Annotated in this window: 20 protein-coding genes; 13 read left to right on the top strand and 7 right to left on the bottom strand. The window is 43.0% G+C overall.

Annotated features, from left to right (window positions below; genetic code table 11):
* Positions 1–188: 188 nt before the first annotated feature.
* Positions 189–557: a hypothetical protein gene (locus JFC10_RS05375; protein WP_198331997.1), complete on the bottom strand. Its 369-nt coding sequence runs from the start codon at positions 555–557 to the stop codon at positions 189–191.
* Between the two features lie 303 nt (positions 558–860).
* Between JFC10_RS05375 and JFC10_RS05370 the strand changes: the two genes are divergently transcribed.
* From JFC10_RS05370 to purF, 11 genes are all read left to right on the top strand, one after another.
* Positions 861–1,520, top strand: coding sequence for an alpha/beta hydrolase (locus JFC10_RS05370; protein ID WP_198331996.1), 660 nt, complete (start codon positions 861–863; stop codon positions 1,518–1,520).
* Between the two features lie 128 nt (positions 1,521–1,648).
* Positions 1,649–2,749 carry a cell division protein ZapE gene (zapE, locus tag JFC10_RS05365; protein WP_198331995.1) on the top strand — a complete coding sequence of 367 codons (1,101 nt, stop codon included), beginning with the start codon at positions 1,649–1,651 and terminating at the stop codon, positions 2,747–2,749.
* 279 nt (positions 2,750–3,028) lie between these two features.
* Positions 3,029–3,613, top strand: a complete 585-nt coding sequence (locus JFC10_RS05360) for a nitroreductase family protein (RefSeq protein WP_406947342.1) — start codon at positions 3,029–3,031, stop codon at positions 3,611–3,613.
* Between the two features lie 147 nt (positions 3,614–3,760).
* Positions 3,761–5,053: an NAD(P)H-dependent glycerol-3-phosphate dehydrogenase gene (locus tag JFC10_RS05355; protein WP_198331993.1), complete on the top strand. Its 1,293-nt coding sequence runs from the start codon at positions 3,761–3,763 to the stop codon at positions 5,051–5,053.
* 39 nt (positions 5,054–5,092) lie between these two features.
* Positions 5,093–5,551, top strand: coding sequence for a SixA phosphatase family protein (locus JFC10_RS05350; RefSeq protein WP_198331992.1), 459 nt, complete (start codon positions 5,093–5,095; stop codon positions 5,549–5,551).
* Between the two features lie 225 nt (positions 5,552–5,776).
* On the top strand, positions 5,777–7,030 hold the full coding sequence (gspL, locus tag JFC10_RS05345) for a type II secretion system protein GspL (RefSeq protein ID WP_198331991.1): 1,254 nt from the start codon (positions 5,777–5,779) through the stop codon (positions 7,028–7,030).
* Between the two features lie 48 nt (positions 7,031–7,078).
* A complete protein-coding gene (gspM, locus tag JFC10_RS05340; RefSeq protein WP_198331990.1) occupies positions 7,079–7,645 on the top strand; it encodes a type II secretion system protein GspM in 567 nt (188 codons plus the stop codon).
* A 171-nt stretch (positions 7,646–7,816) separates the two neighbouring features.
* A complete protein-coding gene (locus JFC10_RS05335; protein ID WP_227686002.1) occupies positions 7,817–8,362 on the top strand; it encodes a DUF4870 family protein in 546 nt (181 codons plus the stop codon).
* Positions 8,363–8,632: 270 nt separating this feature from the next.
* Positions 8,633–9,667 (top strand): quinone-dependent dihydroorotate dehydrogenase, encoded by a 1,035-nt coding sequence (locus JFC10_RS05330; RefSeq protein ID WP_198331989.1) that lies wholly within the window; start codon positions 8,633–8,635, stop codon positions 9,665–9,667.
* A gap of 136 nt (positions 9,668–9,803) precedes the next feature.
* A complete protein-coding gene (locus JFC10_RS05325) occupies positions 9,804–10,301 on the top strand; it encodes a CvpA family protein (RefSeq protein WP_198331988.1) in 498 nt (165 codons plus the stop codon).
* Positions 10,302–10,605: 304 nt separating this feature from the next.
* Positions 10,606–12,141 carry an amidophosphoribosyltransferase gene (purF, locus tag JFC10_RS05320; RefSeq protein WP_198331987.1) on the top strand — a complete coding sequence of 512 codons (1,536 nt, stop codon included), beginning with the start codon at positions 10,606–10,608 and terminating at the stop codon, positions 12,139–12,141.
* A gap of 146 nt (positions 12,142–12,287) precedes the next feature.
* Here purF and JFC10_RS05315 read toward each other — a convergent pair whose 3' ends face one another.
* The 6 genes from JFC10_RS05315 to yajC form a co-directional block, all read right to left on the bottom strand.
* Positions 12,288–12,653, bottom strand: a complete 366-nt coding sequence (locus JFC10_RS05315; protein WP_198331986.1) for an AzlD domain-containing protein — start codon at positions 12,651–12,653, stop codon at positions 12,288–12,290.
* Positions 12,643–13,374, bottom strand: coding sequence for an AzlC family ABC transporter permease (locus tag JFC10_RS05310; protein ID WP_406947340.1), 732 nt, complete (start codon positions 13,372–13,374; stop codon positions 12,643–12,645). The genes JFC10_RS05315 and JFC10_RS05310 overlap by 11 nt, the downstream gene beginning before the upstream one ends.
* 142 nt (positions 13,375–13,516) lie before the next feature.
* Positions 13,517–14,938 carry an MATE family efflux transporter gene (locus tag JFC10_RS05305; protein WP_198331985.1) on the bottom strand — a complete coding sequence of 474 codons (1,422 nt, stop codon included), beginning with the start codon at positions 14,936–14,938 and terminating at the stop codon, positions 13,517–13,519.
* A gap of 395 nt (positions 14,939–15,333) precedes the next feature.
* Positions 15,334–16,575, bottom strand: a complete 1,242-nt coding sequence (secF, locus tag JFC10_RS05300) for a protein translocase subunit SecF (RefSeq protein ID WP_193011023.1) — start codon at positions 16,573–16,575, stop codon at positions 15,334–15,336.
* 9 nt (positions 16,576–16,584) lie between these two features.
* On the bottom strand, positions 16,585–18,462 hold the full coding sequence (secD, locus tag JFC10_RS05295; protein ID WP_198331984.1) for a protein translocase subunit SecD: 1,878 nt from the start codon (positions 18,460–18,462) through the stop codon (positions 16,585–16,587).
* A 400-nt stretch (positions 18,463–18,862) separates the two neighbouring features.
* The gene (gene yajC / locus JFC10_RS05290) at positions 18,863–19,189 is read right to left on the bottom strand and encodes a preprotein translocase subunit YajC (RefSeq protein WP_193011021.1); all 327 of its coding nucleotides are present in this window, start codon (positions 19,187–19,189) and stop codon (positions 18,863–18,865) included.
* Positions 19,190–19,734: 545 nt separating this feature from the next.
* On the opposite strand from yajC, the gene JFC10_RS05285 reads away from it, so the two are divergent.
* Positions 19,735–21,039, top strand: a complete 1,305-nt coding sequence (locus JFC10_RS05285; RefSeq protein WP_227686006.1) for a hemolysin family protein — start codon at positions 19,735–19,737, stop codon at positions 21,037–21,039.
* Positions 21,040–21,583: 544 nt separating this feature from the next.
* The gene (locus JFC10_RS05280; RefSeq protein WP_193011020.1) at positions 21,584–22,078 is read left to right on the top strand and encodes a nuclear transport factor 2 family protein; all 495 of its coding nucleotides are present in this window, start codon (positions 21,584–21,586) and stop codon (positions 22,076–22,078) included.
* The last annotated feature ends 64 nt before the right edge of the window (positions 22,079–22,142 follow it).

Genomic DNA, 22,142 nt, shown 5'->3' with positions numbered 1-22,142 from the left:
AAGTGAGGAAGCTTAAAAACTGGCTGTTTATAGAGTAAGATTCATAAAAAATCAGAAAGGATAGTTTACCCCAAAAGCGACCACACAAAAAGAGAAGCCAATAAGTCAGCGATTAATATATTCTTATCGCTGACTGATTGGCTAAATGCTTTATGAGATAATAAGTGCTTTATGAAATAATGATTATTTTATTGGCAACGAAAGTTGATTGTATACTCGTAATCGTCGTCACGTGATAAGTCTGGCGAGCCAGTACCAAAGATTGAGCCGATAACCGCACCCGCTTGTCCAACCATACGGCCAGTACGTTCATCTAAAATACCGTTATAAGTGACTTTGTCATCGACAATGATAACTTGCTTACTTCTGCAAGTCTTTTGTGCGCTGTCTATCGCATTTTGCTGTGCTTTTACTTTGCTATCGGCGATACCAGTCGTCTCATAAATAGAGTTGGCGCGTTGGATAACTGGTGATGAAGGGGTAGTTTGGCAAGCACTGAGGGCGAGTGCTGCCGCTAAAGTAGCAGTCAGTGTTGCGGTTTTATTAATAGTATTCATAAACGATTCCTAATGTCTGTCAGTCATACGCAAAGTTGAATATCAAAACAAAGTTGATGGTATGCCATGTACGTATCGATCCAAATGTGGCTCAACAACTATGATGAATCTAACCTATTCGGCTCTGGGGTGTCTAGTCGGTTATTGTGTGCGGTATTGCAGAGACCTCACATATTCATAGGCGCTATTTACGTATTATGAGTGAAAATGAAAATAAGCTGCACTGTGAAACAGCAAATCACTTGAAATATAAACCATATCTAGGATAATTGACCTATTCATTTTTAACCAATAAGTAATTTTATGCCATTAATTCCTGCTCCTGCTGGTGTGCTCGAAGTCGACGCGCTTTGGCAACAAGACAATCCTAACGATCCAAATACCGATACAGTGGCGTTATTGTGTCATCCCAATCCGTTATTCGATGGTACGATGAATAATAAAGTGGTGACGACGATGTATCGCTTTGCTCGTGATAATGGTATGCACGTGGTACGCTTTAACTTTCGCGGTGTCGGGCAGTCGACTGGCGAGCACGATTATGCGGATGGTGAAGTCGTAGATGCAATGACCGTGCTACAATGGATTGCAGAGCAAACCAATGCGCGCAAGTTATGGTTGGGTGGTTTCTCTTTTGGCGGTTATGTGACAGCACGGGTGGCTGAACAGGTGCTTGAAGCCTCTCATATTTGGGGGCTAGACGATTTTGAGATTACTAAAATCGCTCTTATTGCGCCATCCGTTGAAAAAAACGACAGCAGTAATATAAGCTTACCAGCCGATAAAACTTTTGAGATTTATGGCAATGCTGATGAAGTGATTGACCCTGATAATATGCAAGCATTTGCGGAGCGATTAGGGATTGCTGTCAGCATCGTGGATGGTGCAGGGCATTTTTTTCATGGACGTCTATCAGAGCTAAAAAGTTTATTGGAACAGCATACTTTTGGTAGCGACTCTTAGTTATTACCTAGTAATATTAGGATAGAAGCCCGCTATCAAGTCATGAGCTCTGATCGTTTTACTTTGATGAGTTCATGCAGAATCAACCATTACCTTACTATTTATTTTGTCTAATGATGAGTCGTATTATGAGTTTATCTCCATTGCAACGTTACGAGCAAGCCGTCAGTACGGACGAATTTACTCGAGATGAGCAGCAATTTAAGGCCATGAGCTATCTTGATGAGATACATCATCAGCTCATCAATAGTGCGCCACAGAAGAAAGGCTTTTTTAGCTTTTTAAAGTCTAAGCCGACAGCGCCAACGGGTTTGTATATGTGGGGAGGGGTAGGTCGTGGTAAAACATGGATGATGGATATGTTTTATGATTCATTGACCATTGATCGCAAGATGCGTCTGCATTTTCATCATTTCATGCAGCGCGTCCATCAAGAGCTAAACAAGCTACAAGGTGAGAGCGATCCGTTAGAAAAAGTCGCCGACATTATTCATGCAGAAGCGATTATTATCTGTTTCGATGAATTCTTTGTTTCTAACGTCTCTGATGCCATGATTTTAGGTGATTTGTTTACCATGCTGTTCAATCGTGGTATTACTTTGGTTGCCACCTCAAATATTGAGCCATCAGGATTGTATAAAGACGGCTTACATCGTGACCGTTTTATGCCCGCTATCGCTGAAGTGGAGCGTCATACTACGGTGATGAATATCGATTCTGGTATCGACTATCGTTTGCGCGTATTGCAGCAGGCAGAGCTATATGAATCGCCAATGACGAAAGCGAATCACCATTGGTTAGCCAACCGTTTTGCCAGCTTATCTAATAACCAAAAAATCAGTAATGAGCCAATTACGATTAATGGCCGCGAAATCAGAATAAATGCTCGCACTGAAGATATTTTATTCTGTGATTTCCGTCATTTATGTATGGAGCCGCGTTCTGCGTCTGATTTCATTGAAATCGCTAAGCAGTTCAGCACAGTATTGGTCAATGCCGTGCCCGCCTTAGATGATGACTTACGTGATCCGACCCGTCGGTTTATTTATCTGGTTGATGAGTTTTATGATCGCCGTGTTAAATTGCTGGTTAGAGCACAGCAGTCGATTTTGGATCTATATCAAGGAGAGAAATTGGCGTTTGAGATTGAACGGACACGCTCGCGCTTGCTTGAGATGCAGTCAGAGGATTATCTGCGCATGGAGCATCGGGTCGATGATGCAGCATAATCAAAGCCGATGGTAATCTACAAGTTGTCGATTAAAACGCTCATGGTCTTCCATTCAAATCACTCACACTCAATACTAGGGTAAATGTTCATTGATTGAATTGAGCACACGCCCTAGCATGCGTTCGGCAAGGCGTGTTTTTTGACAGTATTGAGAGCAAAAAAAAGTATAAAAGCATTAGTTTTTTGCATAAAAAATAATAATAAATAAGGAGCGGTAATGACTACATCCGATGAAAATGATAAAAAACTGTCGACCAAAGACATCACCACAGACAGTATGCCGATTACCAGTGAAGAAATGATTGGCTGGATCAACTCAAGGCGCAGTATGGGAAATTTAGACACGCCAGCACCCACACATGCCCAAATTGAAACAGCGATTGAGTGTGCGGCGACCGCGCCAGATCATAAAAAACTGCGCCCATGGCGTTTTATAGTGACGCAGGGTGATGCCCGTCATGAATTGGGGGATGCCTTGGTCACAGCGGCCCAAGCCAAAGCGATGCAAGAGGGCGAAACGCTGTCCGAAAAGGACATCTCAAAAACTCAGGCCATGCCATTAAGAGCGCCCGTCATCATCACGGTTGTCACAAAAATACAAGCGCATAAAAAAGTCCCCCCTTTTGAACAAATGCTAAGTGCGGGTGCGGCTGTACAAAACCTGATTTTGGCGCTAAAAGCCCAAGGCTTTAGTACAGTGTGGCGTACGGGATTGCTGTGTAACGAACCCGCTGTTAAATCATATTTTGACGTTGGTCCAGATGATTATGTCACGGCTTTTGTTTATACTGGCACCAGTCCTAAAAATGAACCCGCCCGTAAACCGATTGATATCGAGTCTTTATTGCGATTTGAGTCATAATATATCTAAGCGCTGTTTACTGAGTCTTTTCGCTTAACGAATACTGCCTTATAAAAAGATAGAGAGCCTCAGTACCCCAAAGCGTCTAAGCGTCTAAATCATGATAAATTCTATTAATAATAAATCAGCCAATACGGATAACAGCAAATGACCAGCCCTAATGATAGCAATAAAGACATCAGTAGCGATAACACTGAGATGGATATGAATGCACCTGAAAAGCAAAACAGTCTGCTGGCAGGTATCATCGAACGTGCTACCAAATCGGGTATTGGCCGTAAAAAACTCAATCCTAGTGCAGTAGAGTCAGCAGTGGCAAAAAATATGGCGGATATTCACAGTAATCCTACCAAGCTACGTTTGGCGTTTTTAGGCGGTGGTAGTTTTGGTACAGCAATGGCAAACTTGGCTGCACGCAATGGCTGTGATACCACGCTGTGGGTACGTAACAAGCGTACGGTAAAGGCGATGGTAAAAACGAAGACCAATAAAAAATATTTACCAGGTTATAAGCTTGATGATCGCCTTAAATATAGCCATGACTTGGCAGCAGCTGTTAAAGACAAAGACATCATTTTTATTGCTGTGCCGGGTTTGGCTTTTCGGGAGACCCTAAAGAATATTGCTCCTTTCGTTAGTGGTCAGTCTATTGTGTCATTGACCAAAGGGATGGAAAAAGATACTTTTGCCATGATGAGCGACATTATTAAAGATGAGCTGCCTGAAGTGAATTTTGGTGTCATGTCGGGGCCAAACCTTGCGATAGAAATCATGAAAAACATGCCATCGGCTACCGTTATCGCCAGTGAGTCTGAGCCATTGCGCCATGCCGTACAAGCTGCGTTACATAGTGCATTTTTTCGAGTATTTGCCAGTGATGATGTCAAAGGTGTGGAGCTTGGCGGTGCGCTAAAAAATATTTATGCGATTGCCATGGGAATGGCAGCGGCTTATGATGTTGGTGAAAATACCAAGGCGATGATATTAACTCGTGCCTTGGCAGAGATGAGCCGTTTTGGGGTTGAGGCGGGCGCTAACCCGCTTACCTTCTTAGGGTTGTCAGGTGTTGGTGATTTATACGCCACTTGTAGCTCGGAGCTCAGTCGTAACTATCGTATCGGTAACATGCTCGGTCGCGGTATGAGTATCGATGCCGCGGTGAAAAAACTTGGTCAAACGGCTGAAGGGGTCAATACCATTCAGCAAGTGCATGAGAAAGCAACCAAAGAAGGCATTTATATGCCTATTACCCATGCGTTGTATGCGGTCATTTATGAAGATAAAGCAGCACTAGGTGTGGCGTTACATCTCATGGAAGCGGGCTTCCGTAGTGATGTTGAATTTGTGATGGCACATGATCATAGTAATGCGGCGCTGACTGCGCAGATGAAAACATCAAGTGACAGCGCCAAAGATGACGATAATGCCGACAATCAATAATGTCATTGTTATGATAAATGTAGTGCACCAAGGAAGGTTATGAAAATTATACTAGTACGTCATGGTCAAGCAGAAGATGAGTCGCGCCCAGACAGCGCGCGCCAGTTAACTGACTTTGGTCAACAGCAAGCAATGCAGACGGCAGAGTATGTGATGACTCACTATCATCCTGATTATTTTGTTGTCAGCCCTTATGTTAGGGCGCAGCAGACGCTAGCAGCATTTCAATCGCGCGCGCCCGAGGTTCCAGCAATCGTACAGGAAAATATCACGCCTTCTGATGATGCGCGTCAAGCGCTAATAGATATTGCGGATATTGACGCTGAGAGTCTGGTCGTGGTGTGTCATATGTCTATCGTTGCTTATATCGCTGGCCTATTAACTGGTGATTATCCGGAATCATTTTCTCTTGCAGAAGCAAGAGTGTTTGAGATGGACTTTGTAATGGCAGGTATGGCAAAAGAGATTGATCGTTTTGTGCCCGAGCAGCCGTATTGAGATTAGGTCGAATCGTCAGTGATCCTGTTGACGCTTAGTCTATTGACACTTGGTGGTGTTAAACTGGGCTAAATAAGGGTTGGCTATTAAAAATTTAGCCACCAAATCATCAGATTTTAGCTATGACAAGATAGCAATGATGACAGTCAGCCAACCAACCTGCATCAGAATGAAATTGTCTACATCTTACCTTTAAAACAGCTTTAATAATTAAGGACACGCTTAGTGTTACATGTTTGGTTACGAGCGCAGCATAGCCCACTCGCTGTCTGGCATGAAGATATTCAGCAATGGCAAACGGTTGATGGTTGGCAACAGCTGCAAACGGTCTACGGCAATTATAAAACCAATGTGCAGAAAGCTTTGTGTCTATATTTTCCGTCAAGCCATATATTGCAGGTAGATACTGAGCTTAATACGACTCAGCTTAAACAGCTGGGCAATAGTGGCAAGCAATACTTGTTTGAAGAGACATCCTTGACCCCTGTCGAGCAATTGGCCATTCGGCAAATCAGTGAAGCGGACAATCACCAACTGTATGCACTGGCGCAAAGCGATATCGAGTCATGGCAGCAGAGTGCTAAGCTCGCTGGCATGAGCATCACGGCGTTACTGCCTGATTTTCTATTGCTGCCAACGCCAGAAGAGGGAGCAGGTCAGCAAGTAACACTGTATCAGGATGCGCAAACCATGCTACTGCGTCAGTCATTGCGACAAGGCATGGCTGTCAGTTATTTACCCTTAATTTTTGAACGTTTCCCGCATTTAAGTGAAGTGAGCCTATTGCCGCCCATAGCGGCTACAAATGAGACTTCACAGCCATCACATTCGTCCATGCCCATGAACTTTATGGCGCAAACAGCCGCGATTGTTGCAGATCACCAGCTGTTATTAACCACATTGACCACGACGCCCAAGCCTGTTGCCAGCCCTGAGCGTCACGCGCTTAATTTCTTTATTAAATCAACGGACTCAAAGCTCTCACCGTATTTGCGTGTGGCAGCGATGGTAGCGTTATCGGCACTGGTATTACAGATGGCGACCGATGGCGTGCAGTGGTATCAGTATAATAAGGCGACGGTAGCGACCAAAGCTGAGATTGCGGCGCAGTATCAAGCTTGGTTTCCAAATGAGCCATTAAGCTCGCGTACCAAACTGCAAGTACAGTTGCAACCCAAGCTGCGCAGTGACAGCCAAGCACCAGCCTCACACATGGCAGCATTGACTCGCATATCCCCGTTAATCAAACAGTCTTCACTGCGGGCACAAGCGTTAGTGATGCAGCCATCAGCACTCAGCTTTACTTTGATTGCCCCTGACCGTAATAGTCTTGATCAATTTACAAGCACACTTGTTGCGCAGGGTTTAAATGCCAAGCTTGCACAAGTAAACAGTAATGAGCAAGGGCAGTTTAGTGGTCAAGTTACGGTGAATGTCGTAGAAAATGACGCTACACAAACCAATGTGGCGGCATCATAATTTATTTGCCAACTAGGCAGTGGTAATGAAAGTCAAAAAGGTTGGAAAATGAAACGATTACAGCGCCGAACCAAACGTAATAACATCACTCCAGAGACCAGTAAAAGTATTGGCGCCAACGTGCTGTCAGCGCGTGTAAGCAACTTCCAACAGGTGCTATCGTTACGCTGGCAGGCACTTTCGCCGCGTGATCAGTTGGCGTTGGCCGTATTGTCTATGTTTTTATTATTGTTTATTGGTGGCTACGGTGGTTATAGTATTCATCAAGCAGCAAACGACAGTAAGCGCGACTATCAAGAGCAAGTGGCTGATTATTTTTGGTTGCGCGCCCAAGCGGGTAACATCGATAGTAATGCGATGAATACGGCGGATGGTGAAGCCGCCATGCCACCTGCCAATGGTATCAGTGTTTTATTAAACGACTCAGGTATTGCCAACGCCCAAGTCGTTGCGACGGGTGATGCCGTGCAACTGAGCTTTAATCATGCCAGTCAAGCGGTGGTTAGCACAGCACTTGGCAAACTTGAACAGCAAGGCTGGCAGTTCACTCAGCTATCGATACAGCAAGACTTGGCTACCAAAGCCATTCAAGTGCAAGCGACTGTCATCTCATAAATCGATAGGCTATTGAAACTGGATGTATTTTAATTTTGATCTTGATCTACTACAGCCCCAAATTTATCGATTATCAATTTCTAAAATAGTCATTTGTCGTTAGTGTCATTGAAAAATTGCATGTTTGGCACAATTAACTAATTATTACACAGGCAGAGATGGATATTTAAGATGAATCAATCTTCTGATCGCAAACCTGACACGCGTATCCATCAGCAGACCAGAACTGCTGAATACCAAGATAATGCGTCAGTCGAAGCTGCATTTGATTATGAAGTAACTCAGCAAAGACAGGACTATGGGGCGAGCGACAATATGAGCAATGGTAAGCGCCGTTCTTTAATCACTTATAACCACATTACGTATTTTCTATACATAATCAGCTATTTTACCGCGGGATTACTTTGGATTGTGCCAATTGTGATGAACTATGCGAAGCGCCATGATGCAGAGGGTTCGTGGCTGGCCACGCATTTCGATTGGCAGATTAAGACCTTTTGGTATAGCATCGTATTCTTCTTTGTCGGTATTATTATCATTACCTTTGCACTAGGTGGGTTTGGCCTCAGCATGCTGGCTGATAGCGGTAATATCGCTATTGGTTCGGTACTATTAGCGGTATTTGGCCTACTAATCATGATTTTTACCTTTATATGGCATCTTTATCGTATCGTCCGTGGTTGGATAGCATTGACTGATGGTCGCCCCGTTCCTTAAGTATCACCATGATTGGTATATAAGGTGCTATCTACGTTTTAGATAGGGCTGCGACCTTTCTCTTGTTTTTTTACGTAGCTGACGATATGTGGCAGCAGCCCATCATAATATTTAGATATCCAAACGCTGTTTCAATCAAATGCTGTTTCAATATCAAAATTTAGCGCATGAAACTTTGCTCTTATTTCTGTTAAGCTGATATAATCGCAGCGCTTGATTTTATTCGCACTATTCACTCACTATTTCTTTCGAGCAGGGTCTGCCATTACTATGTCTTATGCCTTACTTCGCCCTTTTTTGTTTAAGATGGATCCAGAACACGCCCACGAAATGACCTTATCTTTATTAGATAAAGCTCATAAAGCGCGTGTTTTAGGTTTAGTATACGGTCAGTCAATGCAGCCCACAGACTGTATGGGCTTGCAATTCACCAATCCGGTCGGCCTAGCTGCAGGACTGGATAAAAATGGTGACTATATCGATGCGCTGGCTGAGCTGGGCTTTGGTTTTATAGAAGTGGGCACGGTCACGCCAAGACCGCAAATAGGCAATGATAAGCCAAGGCTGTTTAGAATTAAGCAGGCAGATGCTATCATCAATCGAATGGGTTTCAATAACCAAGGTATCGATTATCTGATCGAAAACGTCAAGCGCTGTCAATACAAAGGCAATATTGGGATTAATATTGGTAAAAACGCCGATACGCCAGTAGAGCAAGCCGCTGACGATTATGTCTATTGTTTAGAGCGTGCTTATCCGCATGCCTCCTATATCACCGTTAATATCTCCTCACCAAACACTAAGAATTTGCGTGATCTACAAAGTGGTGAGGCACTGACCCAGCTTTTGCATACGATCAAAAACCGTCATAGCCAATTAGCCACTGAATACGGTTTTTATGTGCCGCTGGTATTGAAAGTTGCTCCTGATTTAGAGCCGCTACAAGTGGACTATATCTCGCAGCAATTGCTCGATTTTGAAATTGATGGGTTGATTGCGACCAATACAACGTTGAGCCGTGTTGGTGTTGAAGACCTACCTGATGGTGACCAAGCAGGTGGCCTATCCGGTCGCCCAGTCAGCCACATTAGTACCCAAATTTTACAACAGTTCTCCGATCAGCTAGATGGTAAAGTCGCTTTAATAGGCGTCGGCGGTATTGACAGTGGTGCGAAAGCCGTCAAAAAAATCGAAGCGGGTGCCGACATGGTGCAGCTTTATACGGGGCTTATTTATCGTGGTCCTGGGCTGGTACAGTCTTGCATTCAAGCAATCGGTGGCTATTATGATGCGATGGAGCTCTAACGCATCAACACTCCTAGTTCATTACCTATCAGATACACAAGACAACTGTATTTTGGGTTGAGTCATCAAAGATTAACGTGTCACAAAAACTGAAGTAAACATCCAATAAAAATCAATAAGGTATGAGGCGTAGAACATGAGTGGTCTGGATATCGTGATTGCTATTGTTGTTTTGATCGGCTTATGGCGCGGCTTTCAGGTCGGATTGATTAAAACAGCCGTTGGTTTGGTTGGCTGGTTTATTGCCCTTATCGCTGCCACGCGTTTGGCAGGAGTGGTTTCGCCGCAACTATCAAGTATCGTGCAAAACCCCGTTTTACAAATGGCAATGGCATTTTTATTGGTGGTGATAGCCATATTGGCCATCATGCACCTAGTTGCGTTTGTATTCTCAGGAGTGCTTAAAACCTTACGCTTGGGTATCGTTGACAAAATGGCAGGTGGTGTACTGGGTGCCGCTAAAAATATACTGATGGTCTTAGTCGTGCTTAGCGTCAGTGCGCCGTTACTGGTGCAAATGCCACAATGGCAAACGTCAGTGCTCGCGCCTGAGCTATTGCCTTATGCACCGATGGGTAAAGCGTTGGTCTCAGATGTGTTAGGTATGGCTTGGGATCAAGTCAATCAGTCGTAAGCATTTTACGGTTAACCTTTAATGCTTCGATGCTGATAGCTTGGGTTTATGGTGCTAGAGGTTATCGCTTCTATCATATCGTCTTTGTAATTTATCCTTGATAAAAATTTATTTGATCACATTTAGAGACCATAAATGCCAATGAATAGTGCATTTTGCTAATAGTCAAAAGATAAATATTCGTTAAATTCTGAACAACAATCATCAGGTCGGCGGTGAGTGACAGCTCACATCTAAATAGTGAACTGTCAGAAATTTTGCCGTTATTGTAGTACTAATGTATGAGTCAAAATAGGATATAACTATGTGTGGAGTCGTTGGGGTTGCAGCTCATGAGCCAGTCAATCAGATTCTTTATGATGGCTTGACGATGCTACAGCATCGTGGGCAAGATGCAGCAGGTATCGTCACTTTGCAGGATGGACGACTCTATCTACGTAAAGAAAATGGTATGGTACGTGATGTTTTTTTGAATCATCATATGATAAAGCTGGTCGGTAAGTTCGGTATTGGTCATGTGCGCTATCCAACGGCGGGTACTTCTAGCAGTGCCGAGGCTCAGCCATTTTATGTCAATTCACCTTATGGTATTACGCTTGCGCATAATGGTAACCTAACCAATGCTGAGACATTGGCCAAAGAGTTGTATATAGAAGATCGTCGCCATCTTAATACAGATTCAGACTCTGAAGTATTGTTGAATGTACTGGCACATGAGATGCAAAATTTGGGCAAAACCCATCCAACGGCTGATGATATTTTTGAAGCAGTAAAAGCGGTTTATAGTCGCTGCGAAGGCGCTTATGGCGTAGTCGCTTTGATTACGGGTCATGGTCTGCTTGCTTTTCGTGATCCAAACGGTATTCGTCCGCTTATTTTTGGTAAGCGCATGGCACCGAATGGCGGCACCGAGTATATGGTTGCCTCAGAGTCAGTAGCACTGACAGGATCAGGTTTCAGTATTATCCGTGATGTGAAACCTGGCGAAGCCATCTTTATTGATCTCGATCATAAATTACATACCCATCAGTGCGTTGAGCAGCAAGAATACACGCCTTGTATCTTTGAATATGTGTATTTTGCTCGTCCAGATTCTATCATGGACAACATCTCAGTTTACAAAGCCCGCTTACGTATGGGTGAAAAGCTGGCTGATAAAATCCTTGCTGAATGGGGCGAAGATCACGATATCGATGTGGTTATTCCGATTCCAGATACCTCGCGTACGTCAGCGATGGAGCTGGCACTAAAAATGAATGTTAAGTACCGTGAAGGGTTTATGAAAAACCGCTATATCGGTCGTACCTTTATCATGCCAGGTCAACAGCAACGTAAAAAATCAGTTCGTCAAAAACTCAGCGCCGTACCACTTGAGTTCAAAGGTAAAAACGTACTGTTGGTGGATGATTCTATTGTTCGTGGTACCACTTGCCATGAAATCATCCAAATGGCACGCGATGCTGGTGCCAACAAAGTATTTTTTGCTAGCGCCGCGCCACCGGTTAAATATCCAAATGTCTATGGTATCGATATGCCAGTCCGCAGTGAGCTTATTGCCTCAGGTCATACGGTAGAAGAAGTGCGTGAAATCATCGGTGCTGATAGATTGATTTTCCAAGATTTGGATGACTTGATTGATGCGGTAAAAGATACCAAGTATAGTAAAGTTGAAGGCTTTGATTGTGCCGTATTTAATGGTTGCTACATCACTGGGCAAATCAATGAAGCGTATCTTGAGCATTTACAAGAGCAACGCAATGACACGGCCAAAACGGGTAAAAAAGGCGTACAAATAGTGGCTGATACCCCAGTTGATATGATGGGTATCGAAGAGATGTAAATAGCTCTGGTTAAAAAATACTTTCGAAAAAGGCTGCATTCTCATTAGAATGCAGCCTTTTTTATTTGAAATATAGTCCAGTTATATGGTTTAAACTTATTCATATTAACTAGCGCATGTCATCCATTCACGCATTTATCAGTTTTCTAGTAACCACTTAAAAAATTAGTAAATACCCACAGCAAGCCATTAATTGCGGCGATACCAACGACCATGCTGACCAATAACTGACGGCTGATATGATAAACGAATAACACCAAAATAAGAGCCCCAATTTGTGCCATCAATAAATGCAGTTCAGCACTATTTAGCCCGGTCGCTGCCGATAAATTTTGATAAGAAAGGCTGGTCAAAATAAGCAATACCATGACTGATAGTGGCAAGCTCTCATTGAGCCGATGCAGCCAAGGTGTATCTAACAGCTTTCTGGGTATTAAGGCAGGTAGCGCGCGCGTAATAAAGGTCACAGCGGCCATCGCAAAAGTTGCAAAAATAAGGTAACTACTGGTCATTGTTGGCACCCGTCATATTACGCTGGGTCCAAAACCCACGAGCTAAAATTAATAGCATACAAATAGTAATCGCCACCAATAATAACCAATTGCTGGTAAATAAGGAGGCAACTGCTAAAGAAATGATAGCAATAGCAATTGGGAAATAACGTTTGATACTTTGAAACTGCTCATAAGCTAAGATCGCAAACAGACAGACTAAGGCAAAATCCAAATGTGGTACCAAATCGTTAAGAGTACTGCCGATCATGACACCAATAGTGCTCGCTAGTACCCACCAGCTTTGATTAAATAAGCTCAATGGCAGTATCAACGCTTGTCTTGACTCATTAGGTAAACTGGTCATAACAGAGAAAGTTTCATCAGTCAGGGCAAATAGGCAATAGGTTTTGGCAAGCTTATGTTCTGGTAAGTATTGCAACAAGGGCATACCATAAAATACATGACGTAAATTAATAGCGGCAATATTGGTTGCGATGCTACCAATTGGTAGACCCGCACTTAGCATCGGCAAACAAGCATATTGAGCGGCGCCCGCATAAAGTACAACACTCAACATAATCGTTGCCCATACAGGTATGCCGGCAACTTGTGCCAGCACACCAAAGGCGATACCCGCAGGTAAATAGCCCATCGCCACAGGTAGACTTCTTTTGAAGCCCGCCACCCAGTCGTAGCTGGTCTCATGCTGTTGATGTAATTCTTTTGAATGAGTAGTCACATGACATCCTAATGTTTACTGTCTTTTGGTTATTATTAATTTTTTACTTAAAGAGTAATTTTAGAAAAATGGGTTTAAAATGAAGATAAGCCCGAGTAGTAGCAAAAGCACCCTAGCAAAAACACACTTGATCTAAAGAACATTACACAGTTGGCTGGAGTTTTTCATAGCTGGCTGTTTGATGAGCTCGGTACAAGAAGCCACCTAAAATAATCAGCCGAAGTAATAACAAACACCACACGCTTAGCCAAATACCAGTCATATCCCACTGTTGGTAGAGCACCCAGCTGAGTGGAAAAAAGATAGCGGCTAGTATCAAAGCGGCGTTACGAATCACATTACCCGCAGTCAAGCCAAAAAATATACCATCTAGCCAATAGGCACCAACGCCAACGAGAGGTAGTAATACGGCATAAAGATGGTACTCATATGCCAGCGTAAAAACGGATTCGATATTGGTCATAAATTGCAAATATGTTGGCATCGCAAGCCACCATATCGCACTTAAGGTGATGGCTAAACCGTAACTGACGACGCCCGTGCGCTTGACGATGATACGAAAACGTCGCCAATCCCGTCTTCCTGCTGCTTGACCGCTTAACGTCTCAGCAGAAACCGCCACACCGTCAAGGGCAAAGGCTGAGATACTCAATACTTGCAGCAAAATAGCATTGGCAGCTAGGATGACATCGCCACTTTGAGCCGACAGGCGGGTAATCCAAGCGAAACTTAATGTCAAAATAAGCGTACGGATAAAAATATCTTTATTTAACGAAAATAGCCTAAGCATTTTTACTTTAGAAAAATGTTGCTTGTCGGCAGTGAACAAGGCTCGCCAAGATATTTGTAAATGCTGACGGCTAAGCCCCAATGCCAGTATCACGCCCAGCCAAAAGGCAATAGTGGTTCCTAACGCCACCCCAACCAATCCCATCTGCATACCGTAGACAAAAAACAAGGTCAGAATGATATTCAGAATGGCGATAAAGCCTTGTTGGTAAAGCATGTAACGAGTCTTACCTTGACCAGCAAACCAACCAATAAAGGCAAAGTTCATTAGTTCAGCGATGACGCCCCAAAAGCGTATATCCAAATAGGTTTTTGCTGCTTGCCCACTTTCGGGGTTGGCTGATAGGGCTTGCAAGCCAAAGTCTATCAACCAAGGTTTTGCCAGTAACAGAATGGCGCCAATAATAAATGCTAATAATAAGGCACGTTGCAAGATTGATAGTAGGGGTGATGGGATTAGGTTTGACGATTTTGTGATATGAGTAGAAATATCAACATGATTGGCCGATTGTCCTAGCGCTTGAGCCGACAGCCCAGACGAGGCATATTGCAAAAAGTTAAAACTCACGAGTAATAAAGACAATAACTGTATAGCCAAGCCCATCCCAGCAAGCTTAGCTGTGTCATTCATGTTGCCCACAATCGCGGTATCGATGACGCTTTGTAGTGGCATGGCTAGGTTGGCCAATAATACTGGCAACGCAATAGCAATGATACGTGTATAGCGAGTATCAATCGGTGGCATAGCACTAGGTGGCGAGGTAGTCATTGGCATTTTTGGCTCGTTTATTGCTGAAAAACAAGAAAGGCGGAGTTAGTCTCATGAACGCTATGACATTACCGTATAGTCAGCTCACTATAAAAAAGTTATGGCATTAACCTCTTGAAGTATGGCTTATATATTTGACTTTGTTGCCTTGACCCTTTTGTAAATGGAGTTAACTCTCGCAGGGTTGATATTAAAGGCAAAAATAGCTACAAAGACAAAAGCACCTAGACTCATTATTCACGAGTCAGGTGCTTTGATTTAAACGTCAGTAACGTGATAAAAACGGATGTTAACCTTACTTAAGTGCAGTTTTAATGAATATGTTAATTAAGCATAATTACGCCTAATGACACATCGCTACATACTGTTTTACTTAAGCATTACTTTAACTAAGCATTGTCTTATTCAAACATCTTTGGATCATTGAAAGTGACAATTTCTTCTTCAAACTCAGGTTTTACTTTCACGATAAAGTCATCGCGTGACAGACCCATATGTAAAGGAATCGAGCTTGCAATATACGTTGATGAGTAAGTACCCGCCAGTAACCCGATAAACAATGCCACTGAGAACCAGAACAATCCATCGCCGCCTAGGAACAACATTGCTAAAACAACCAATAACACGGTAGAGATGGTCATAATGGTACGGCGCAGCGTCTCTGTTAAAGACAAATCGATTGTCTGGCGTGGTGTAATACCACGGACACGACGGAAATTCTCACGAATACGGTCATACACAACAATTGTATCATTGATAGAATAACCAACCAGTGCCAAGACAGCCGCCAAGACGGTTAAGTCGAAAGGAAAGCCAAATAAGGCAAAAACACCAATGGTGACAATAGCATCATGAAACAGCGATAATACCGCACCAAGAGCGAGTTTAAACTGGAAACGTAAGGCAACATAGCCCAACATACAGACCAATGCCAACACGAGTGACATGACTGAGTTTAGATAAATTTCATTACCAACTTGGCTGCCAATAATATTAACATTACTGATTTCGACGTCATTATTAGGCAGGGACAAGGCTTTATTAAGGCTGGCATTCAATCCATCAACGCTATCCGATTGAGGAGGAAGGCGAACCAATAGCTCTTCTCGAGTGCCGAGATACTGTACTACAGCATCATCAAAACCATTATCAGCCAATGCTTGTACGACTTCAACCTGCTCGACAGGCTGATCGTAACGGACATCTGCCGACACACCACCAGTAAAATCAAGCCCTAAGTTTAGACCGTTCACTGCAATAGCAATGATACTACCAATAACCATCAATAGAGATAAAAGTGCCATTGGCTTTTCTATCTTCATAAACGGAATGATACGCTGATTGCCAACGGCTTTGATACCGCCTTCAGCGATTGCAGCGGCATCATCTGCAGCATCACCCGATTCTAAATCAGGATTGGCTGCTTGAGTGGCCAGTGCTTGATCCGCGTCCTTACCACTGCTCAACGTTTTATTTTTTCTTGATGTAGCGGTAGTCGGGTTATTGGCTTTGGTATTACTACCTTTACCATCACGGCGTGGTTTTTTGCGGCGGCGTGTGCTTGCCTCAACATTTGAGCCACTTGAACCATCTCGATCTGGATTGTTCTGCTGTTCTAAAGGATTGTTCTTATCAATCGTCATAATATTCTCCTAACCGATGCTCAAACGTTTGATAGATTTACGCTTACCATAAGCAATCTGTACCAGCGCACGTGTCACCATAATAGCGGTAAATAGTGAGCTGACAATACCAATAGCCAATGTAACCGCAAAGCCTTTAATCGGACCCGTGCCAATTGCAAATAGAATAAAAGCAATTAATAGGGTTGTGATGTTGGCATCGAAAATACTACTAAAGGCTCGATCAAAACCTGCCACGATGGCGGATTTGGGCCGTACCCCGTTTGCTAGCTCCTCACGTATTCGCTCAAAGATCAGTACGTTGGCATCGACGGCCATACCGATGGTCAAAACGATACCAGCAATACCAGGCAAGGTAAGTGATGAGCCTAAGATTGACATAATAGCAATGATGATAATAACGTTCACGGCCAGCGCCACGTTGGCAATCACACCAAATAGACGATAGAAGATAATCATAAACGCAAACACTAATAGATAACCGACTTGCGTAGAGAATAGACCTTTATCAATATTGTCTTGACCTAATGATGGACCAATTGTGCGTTCTTCTACAAAGTACATCGGTGCGGCAAGTGCGCCTGAGCGTAATAGTAGTGCAAGCTCGGCAGCTTCAGCGCTACTATCTAGACCAGTAATACGGAAGGATGAGCCAAGGACCGCTTGAATATTGGCACGGTTAATGACTTTGGTTTCAGCGTAAGGCGTTCTGACTTCGACAGTCTCGCCAGTCTCTGGGTCTTCTTCGTAAGTGATTCTTTGCTTGTTTTCGATGAACAATACTGCCATCTGTTTGCCAACGGCTGTACGGGTGGCATTTTGCATGAGCTTACCACCAGCACTGTCTAAAGTAATGCTGACTTCAGGCGAGCCGCTTTCATCCACACCAGTTTGTGCATTGGTGACTTTATCACCAGTGACAATCGCTTGACGTTCAAGCAATACCGGTGGACCATCGAGTGTCTCAAATGGAAATGCCTCAGTACCTGCTGGCGGGATTCCGCCCGTATAGGTATCGGCGTCTTCTGCCACCATACGGAACTCAAGATTTGCGGTGCGCCCTAAGACACGTTTTGCTTCAGCAGTATCTTGTACACCAGGAAGTTCGACGACAATACGGCTAGCACCTTGAGACTGTACTAAAGCTTCAGTCACACCCAGCTCAGCAATACGATTGCGAAGGGTCGTTAAGTTTTGATTGACCGCATAGCTGTTGATTTCATCTAAAGTGGCATCGTTATACGCTAAAATTAGTGCAGGACCTTGCTCGTCAATAGAGGATTGCAAGTTAAATGTATTGCCCATCGAACCTTGCAGGACGTTCTGTGCACGGTTACGAGTGTCTGTATCAGCGAAATGTAGTACCACGCTTCGATCTTCAGTTTTAATGCCTTTGATCGCAATTCGCTCAGCACGTAGCTCGCGACGCATGTCACGACTGGCACTGGTCAAACGTTGTTCAAGTGCCTTGTCCATATCGACTTCTAGCACAAAACGCACACCGCCACGTAAATCAAGGCCAAGCTTCATCGGTTTTGCTCCGATATCACGTAACCACTGCGGCGTCGTTTGCGCCAAGTTAAGCGCGACCACATAGTCTTCGCCCAAGTTTTGACGCAGTACTTCCTGAGCTTTTAGCTGATCGACTGGATTGTCAAGACGTACCAGTGCACTGTTGTCCTCAAACGTCCCATCGTGGTTATTGATACCAGCCTCTTCAAGCAAGCTTTGAGACTGAGTTAAGATACCTTCAGACAGCTGTGTACCTGCAGCGGCGCTCGTAATCTGTACGGCAGGTTCATCAGGGTAGAGGTTAGGAGCAGCATATAGACCGGCAATGATTAGCACGACGGCAATAAGTAAGTATTTCCAAGCGGGATATTGCATAATCACTTCTTTAAGTTGATAAACGACTGGCGACGTAGGCCACAAGTTAGCAGATGGGAAGTTAGTGATAGCAATGGTTGAGTGCTGTATTTAGCAGTCGTCATCATGCACCATTGCGATCATCCGCGATGATAGTAAAACAGTAAAGCAAATAATACAGACGTATCTTTGTATAGTCATCAAGAATATCACTGATAAAATCAATAAAGACAGCATGCTCAAAAGCATACACATAAACTGTCTATACTCTATGAAACTGTTGTTACGTCATTGCTCTATAGCGAAAAATGACCGTAAATAAGGTACGGTCATTCCTAGTTACTGTATTAATCACTATATTTATTAATGATAGAAAGGTTAATAATCATCAATAAAACGCGACCAATCTTTCAATTAATCATTAAACGCTTTCGATCGTGCCAGCCGGCAATACTGAAATCACAGAAGCACGTTGTACTTTAACATCAGTATTGTTATTTAGGCTGACCACCGCATAGTCACCTTCTATGGCTTTGATACGACCCATCAAGCCACCAGCAAAGATAATTTCACTACCAACCTTTAGCGAATTAACCATTGCACGATGTTCTTTGGTACGCTTAGATTGTGGGCGGATAACCAAGAAGTAAAAAATCGCAAAAAAGGCGACAGGCAATAAGATTTGACCGAACAGTGATGCGGCACCGGCAGTTTCAGCAGCATGAGCAGCTTGGATAAATAACAACATAGTTTCTCTCAGTAAGTCATGGATAATAATAAAATTAAACGCATAGTAACAAAAAATCCCAGACTTGGTAACTGTTAATCATAGGCGGGGTAGGTTTTTCTTAAGGTAATAGCGTGCGAGCAGTCATTACTTTTTGCGGCAATATTTTTGCCACATCATATAAATAATGCTGAAGCGCTGAGAGTATAACAAAATTCAAGCAGCGAATGGATGCTAGGTAATAGTAGAGTATTAATTAAAGGGTATGATCAAGGATACCAAAAAGCAAAGACTTAACAATAGCGTCTTATTGTGAAATAGCATCATCAATGCTACTATCAAATGGCAATAATTTCCTGCATTTAGCACACGATTTATTAGTATATAATAGATCCTACTATCTGGTGTTAAATCAGTTTTGAGCAGCGAGTCACAGTCGTTTTATCAGATAACTAACTATGCTTGTTTTGTTGTTTGCCTTTTAATGGTTTAGCATCACTTGCTCATTATATTATTATTCCTTTTCCTCTTTTCTGTTTAGGTTACTTAACTTGTTTACCTCCTTTATGCTTGTACCTCGTTTATGTCGTCCGCGCGCTTTTAAAGAAGCGTCTGCTAAACCTCCTCCGACACCACGCTATTTACAGCGTCTTAGCCTTACTAAATCAGTCTCTAGGCTGTCGGCACTACTAGCAATGCTGATGTTTTTATTGCCTCATTCCGCTTTTGCAGCGGGGGGCGTAGTAACAGAAAGTCTAGTAGCAGAGCCGACTGCTATGAGTGTGTTATTGTTGATATTTTTTGTGGTTGTTGCCATCGGTATCTCATTTGTGTGCTCTTTATCAGAGGCCGCATTACTGAGCATGACACCATCCTATATTGCGGATGTTCAAGAACGCAATCCAAAAAAAGCAAATATGCTAAGACGCTTAAAGGTCGATAATATTGATCAGTCGTTGGCCGCTATTTTGACCTTGAATACAGTGGCTCATACGTTAGGTTCTATCGGAGCGGGTGCTCAGGCTACGATTGTGTTTGGTAGTGCTTGGTTTGGGCTATTTTCTGCCATTATGACGTTGGCTATTTTGTTTTTATCTGAAATTATCCCAAAGACACTTGGAACGGTATATTGGCGTCAGTTAAGTGGTATGGTTGCTTACTTTGTGCGCGGTATCATCTTGCTGCTTTATCCGCTTATTTGGATTTCGGAGCGGCTGACGAAACTGCTGGTACGTGGCAAAGAACCACAAGCATTTAGCCGTCGTGAGTTTGCTGCGCTTGCTAGTATCGGTGAAGAGTCAGGACAAATCGACCCATTAGAATCTCGTATTATTCGCAATTTACTCGCATTTGGTGCGATTAAAGTCGAAGATATCATGACCCCGCGTTCGGTGATGTTGGCGTTTGAAGAAAATAAAACAGTCGCCGAATTATTGGTTGATCGCCCAAAACTGACGTTTTCACGACTGCCAATTTACGATGGCGACTTGGATAATATCACTGGATTTGTCCTAAAGACAGACATGCTGCTGGCCAAAGTAAACCATGCAATGCATAAGCCGTTGACTCAGTTCAAACGTGACATCACTTTTGTATTTTCAAAAATGAAACTGTTTGATTTGTTAGAGCTGATGCTAAAGAACCGTATTCATATTGCGATTACGGTCGGTGAATATGGTGAAGTTAAAGGCTTGGTTACTTTAGAAGATGTGTTTGAGACCCTGTTAGGACTTGAAATTGTGGATGAAATAGACCGCGTCGAAGATATGCAAGCACTGGCTCGACAAATGATGGACAGACGAGTAGAGCGTTTGGGTATGAAACTTAGTGATGATGAGCAGTACGAAGATAATAGTACGGACGCTAAGTAGCGTATAGGGCATGTCTGCAACAGACCCTAATATTATCTGTGCTATTTTGCTTGTTTAGCGGCAGTTTTTCTCATTTTTATCATCATTTCTAAAATGAGAACACAGCCTAGTGCGATTTATTAAATTGGGTTTAGATTAACAAAAAATGAATCAACATTAGAGCGAAAACTGATTTATGGACGGCGATAAGCGGTTCAGTTAATATTTTTTGTATCTATTGTAATGATGGGCAATGACTCATATTTCAGAACCAATGGCGCCGTATGATTAGTATTCTAGCATTCGCAATAATTACACAGGGTGTCACATAGCTGTGAGAATTGAATGATAGTCTCACTCTAATGATAAAAGTACGCCGTTATCATTAATGAGCAAGTGATGATTAAAAAGACATTCTTCACAAGTAAATGAAGAGTGTGAGCGATAGCGCTCGATTCATTTATCATTATGTCAATGAGTAATAAACGGGTACTATGTTTTAGTCAATAAAAACGTTCATTGTCAATATATGACAACAACGACAACAGCATCACTAAGGATTATCATGAAACGATTATGGGGAAAAGGGCTTTTGGCACTATTGGTAAAAAGTGCCAGCGTAGCGGCGGTAATGACCGTTGCAAGTACTGTGAGTATCAGTGCGCAAGCGGCAACCATGACCGAAGCTTTGGTACAAAATTATGCAGCCGCAATGAAGTCAGCAGCAAATAGCCAAAATGTCAATCAGGTCGCTCGTCTTGTCTCTGACGATGCACTGATTTCAATGTCTAGAAAAGGTAAGTCTACCAGCTTAGATAAAGATGCTTATTTAAAGTTGCTGCAAAACAGCTGGAATAATACCTCTAATTATCGTTATGATATTTCTGTCGACAATATCGTCATTACGGGCGATCAGGCCAAAGCAAATGTGACGACCAATGAGAGCTGGGTAAAAGATGGGAGAAATGTCTCATTTGTCACCACGTCAAGAGTGACATTGACGTTATCGACTGGTAATGCGGTGCTACTACGTGCCGTATCACAAGTAACGATTAATTAACCGTTAATTAAATATTCATTAAGCATCAGCTAGTCAGCAATTAGGCGTTGATTGAAAAATGTAT

It is taken from the genome of Psychrobacter aquimaris (assembly GCF_016107525.1).
Taxonomy (GTDB): domain Bacteria; phylum Pseudomonadota; class Gammaproteobacteria; order Pseudomonadales; family Moraxellaceae; genus Psychrobacter; species Psychrobacter aquimaris.
This window is presented reverse-complemented; position numbering and strand designations above follow the sequence as displayed.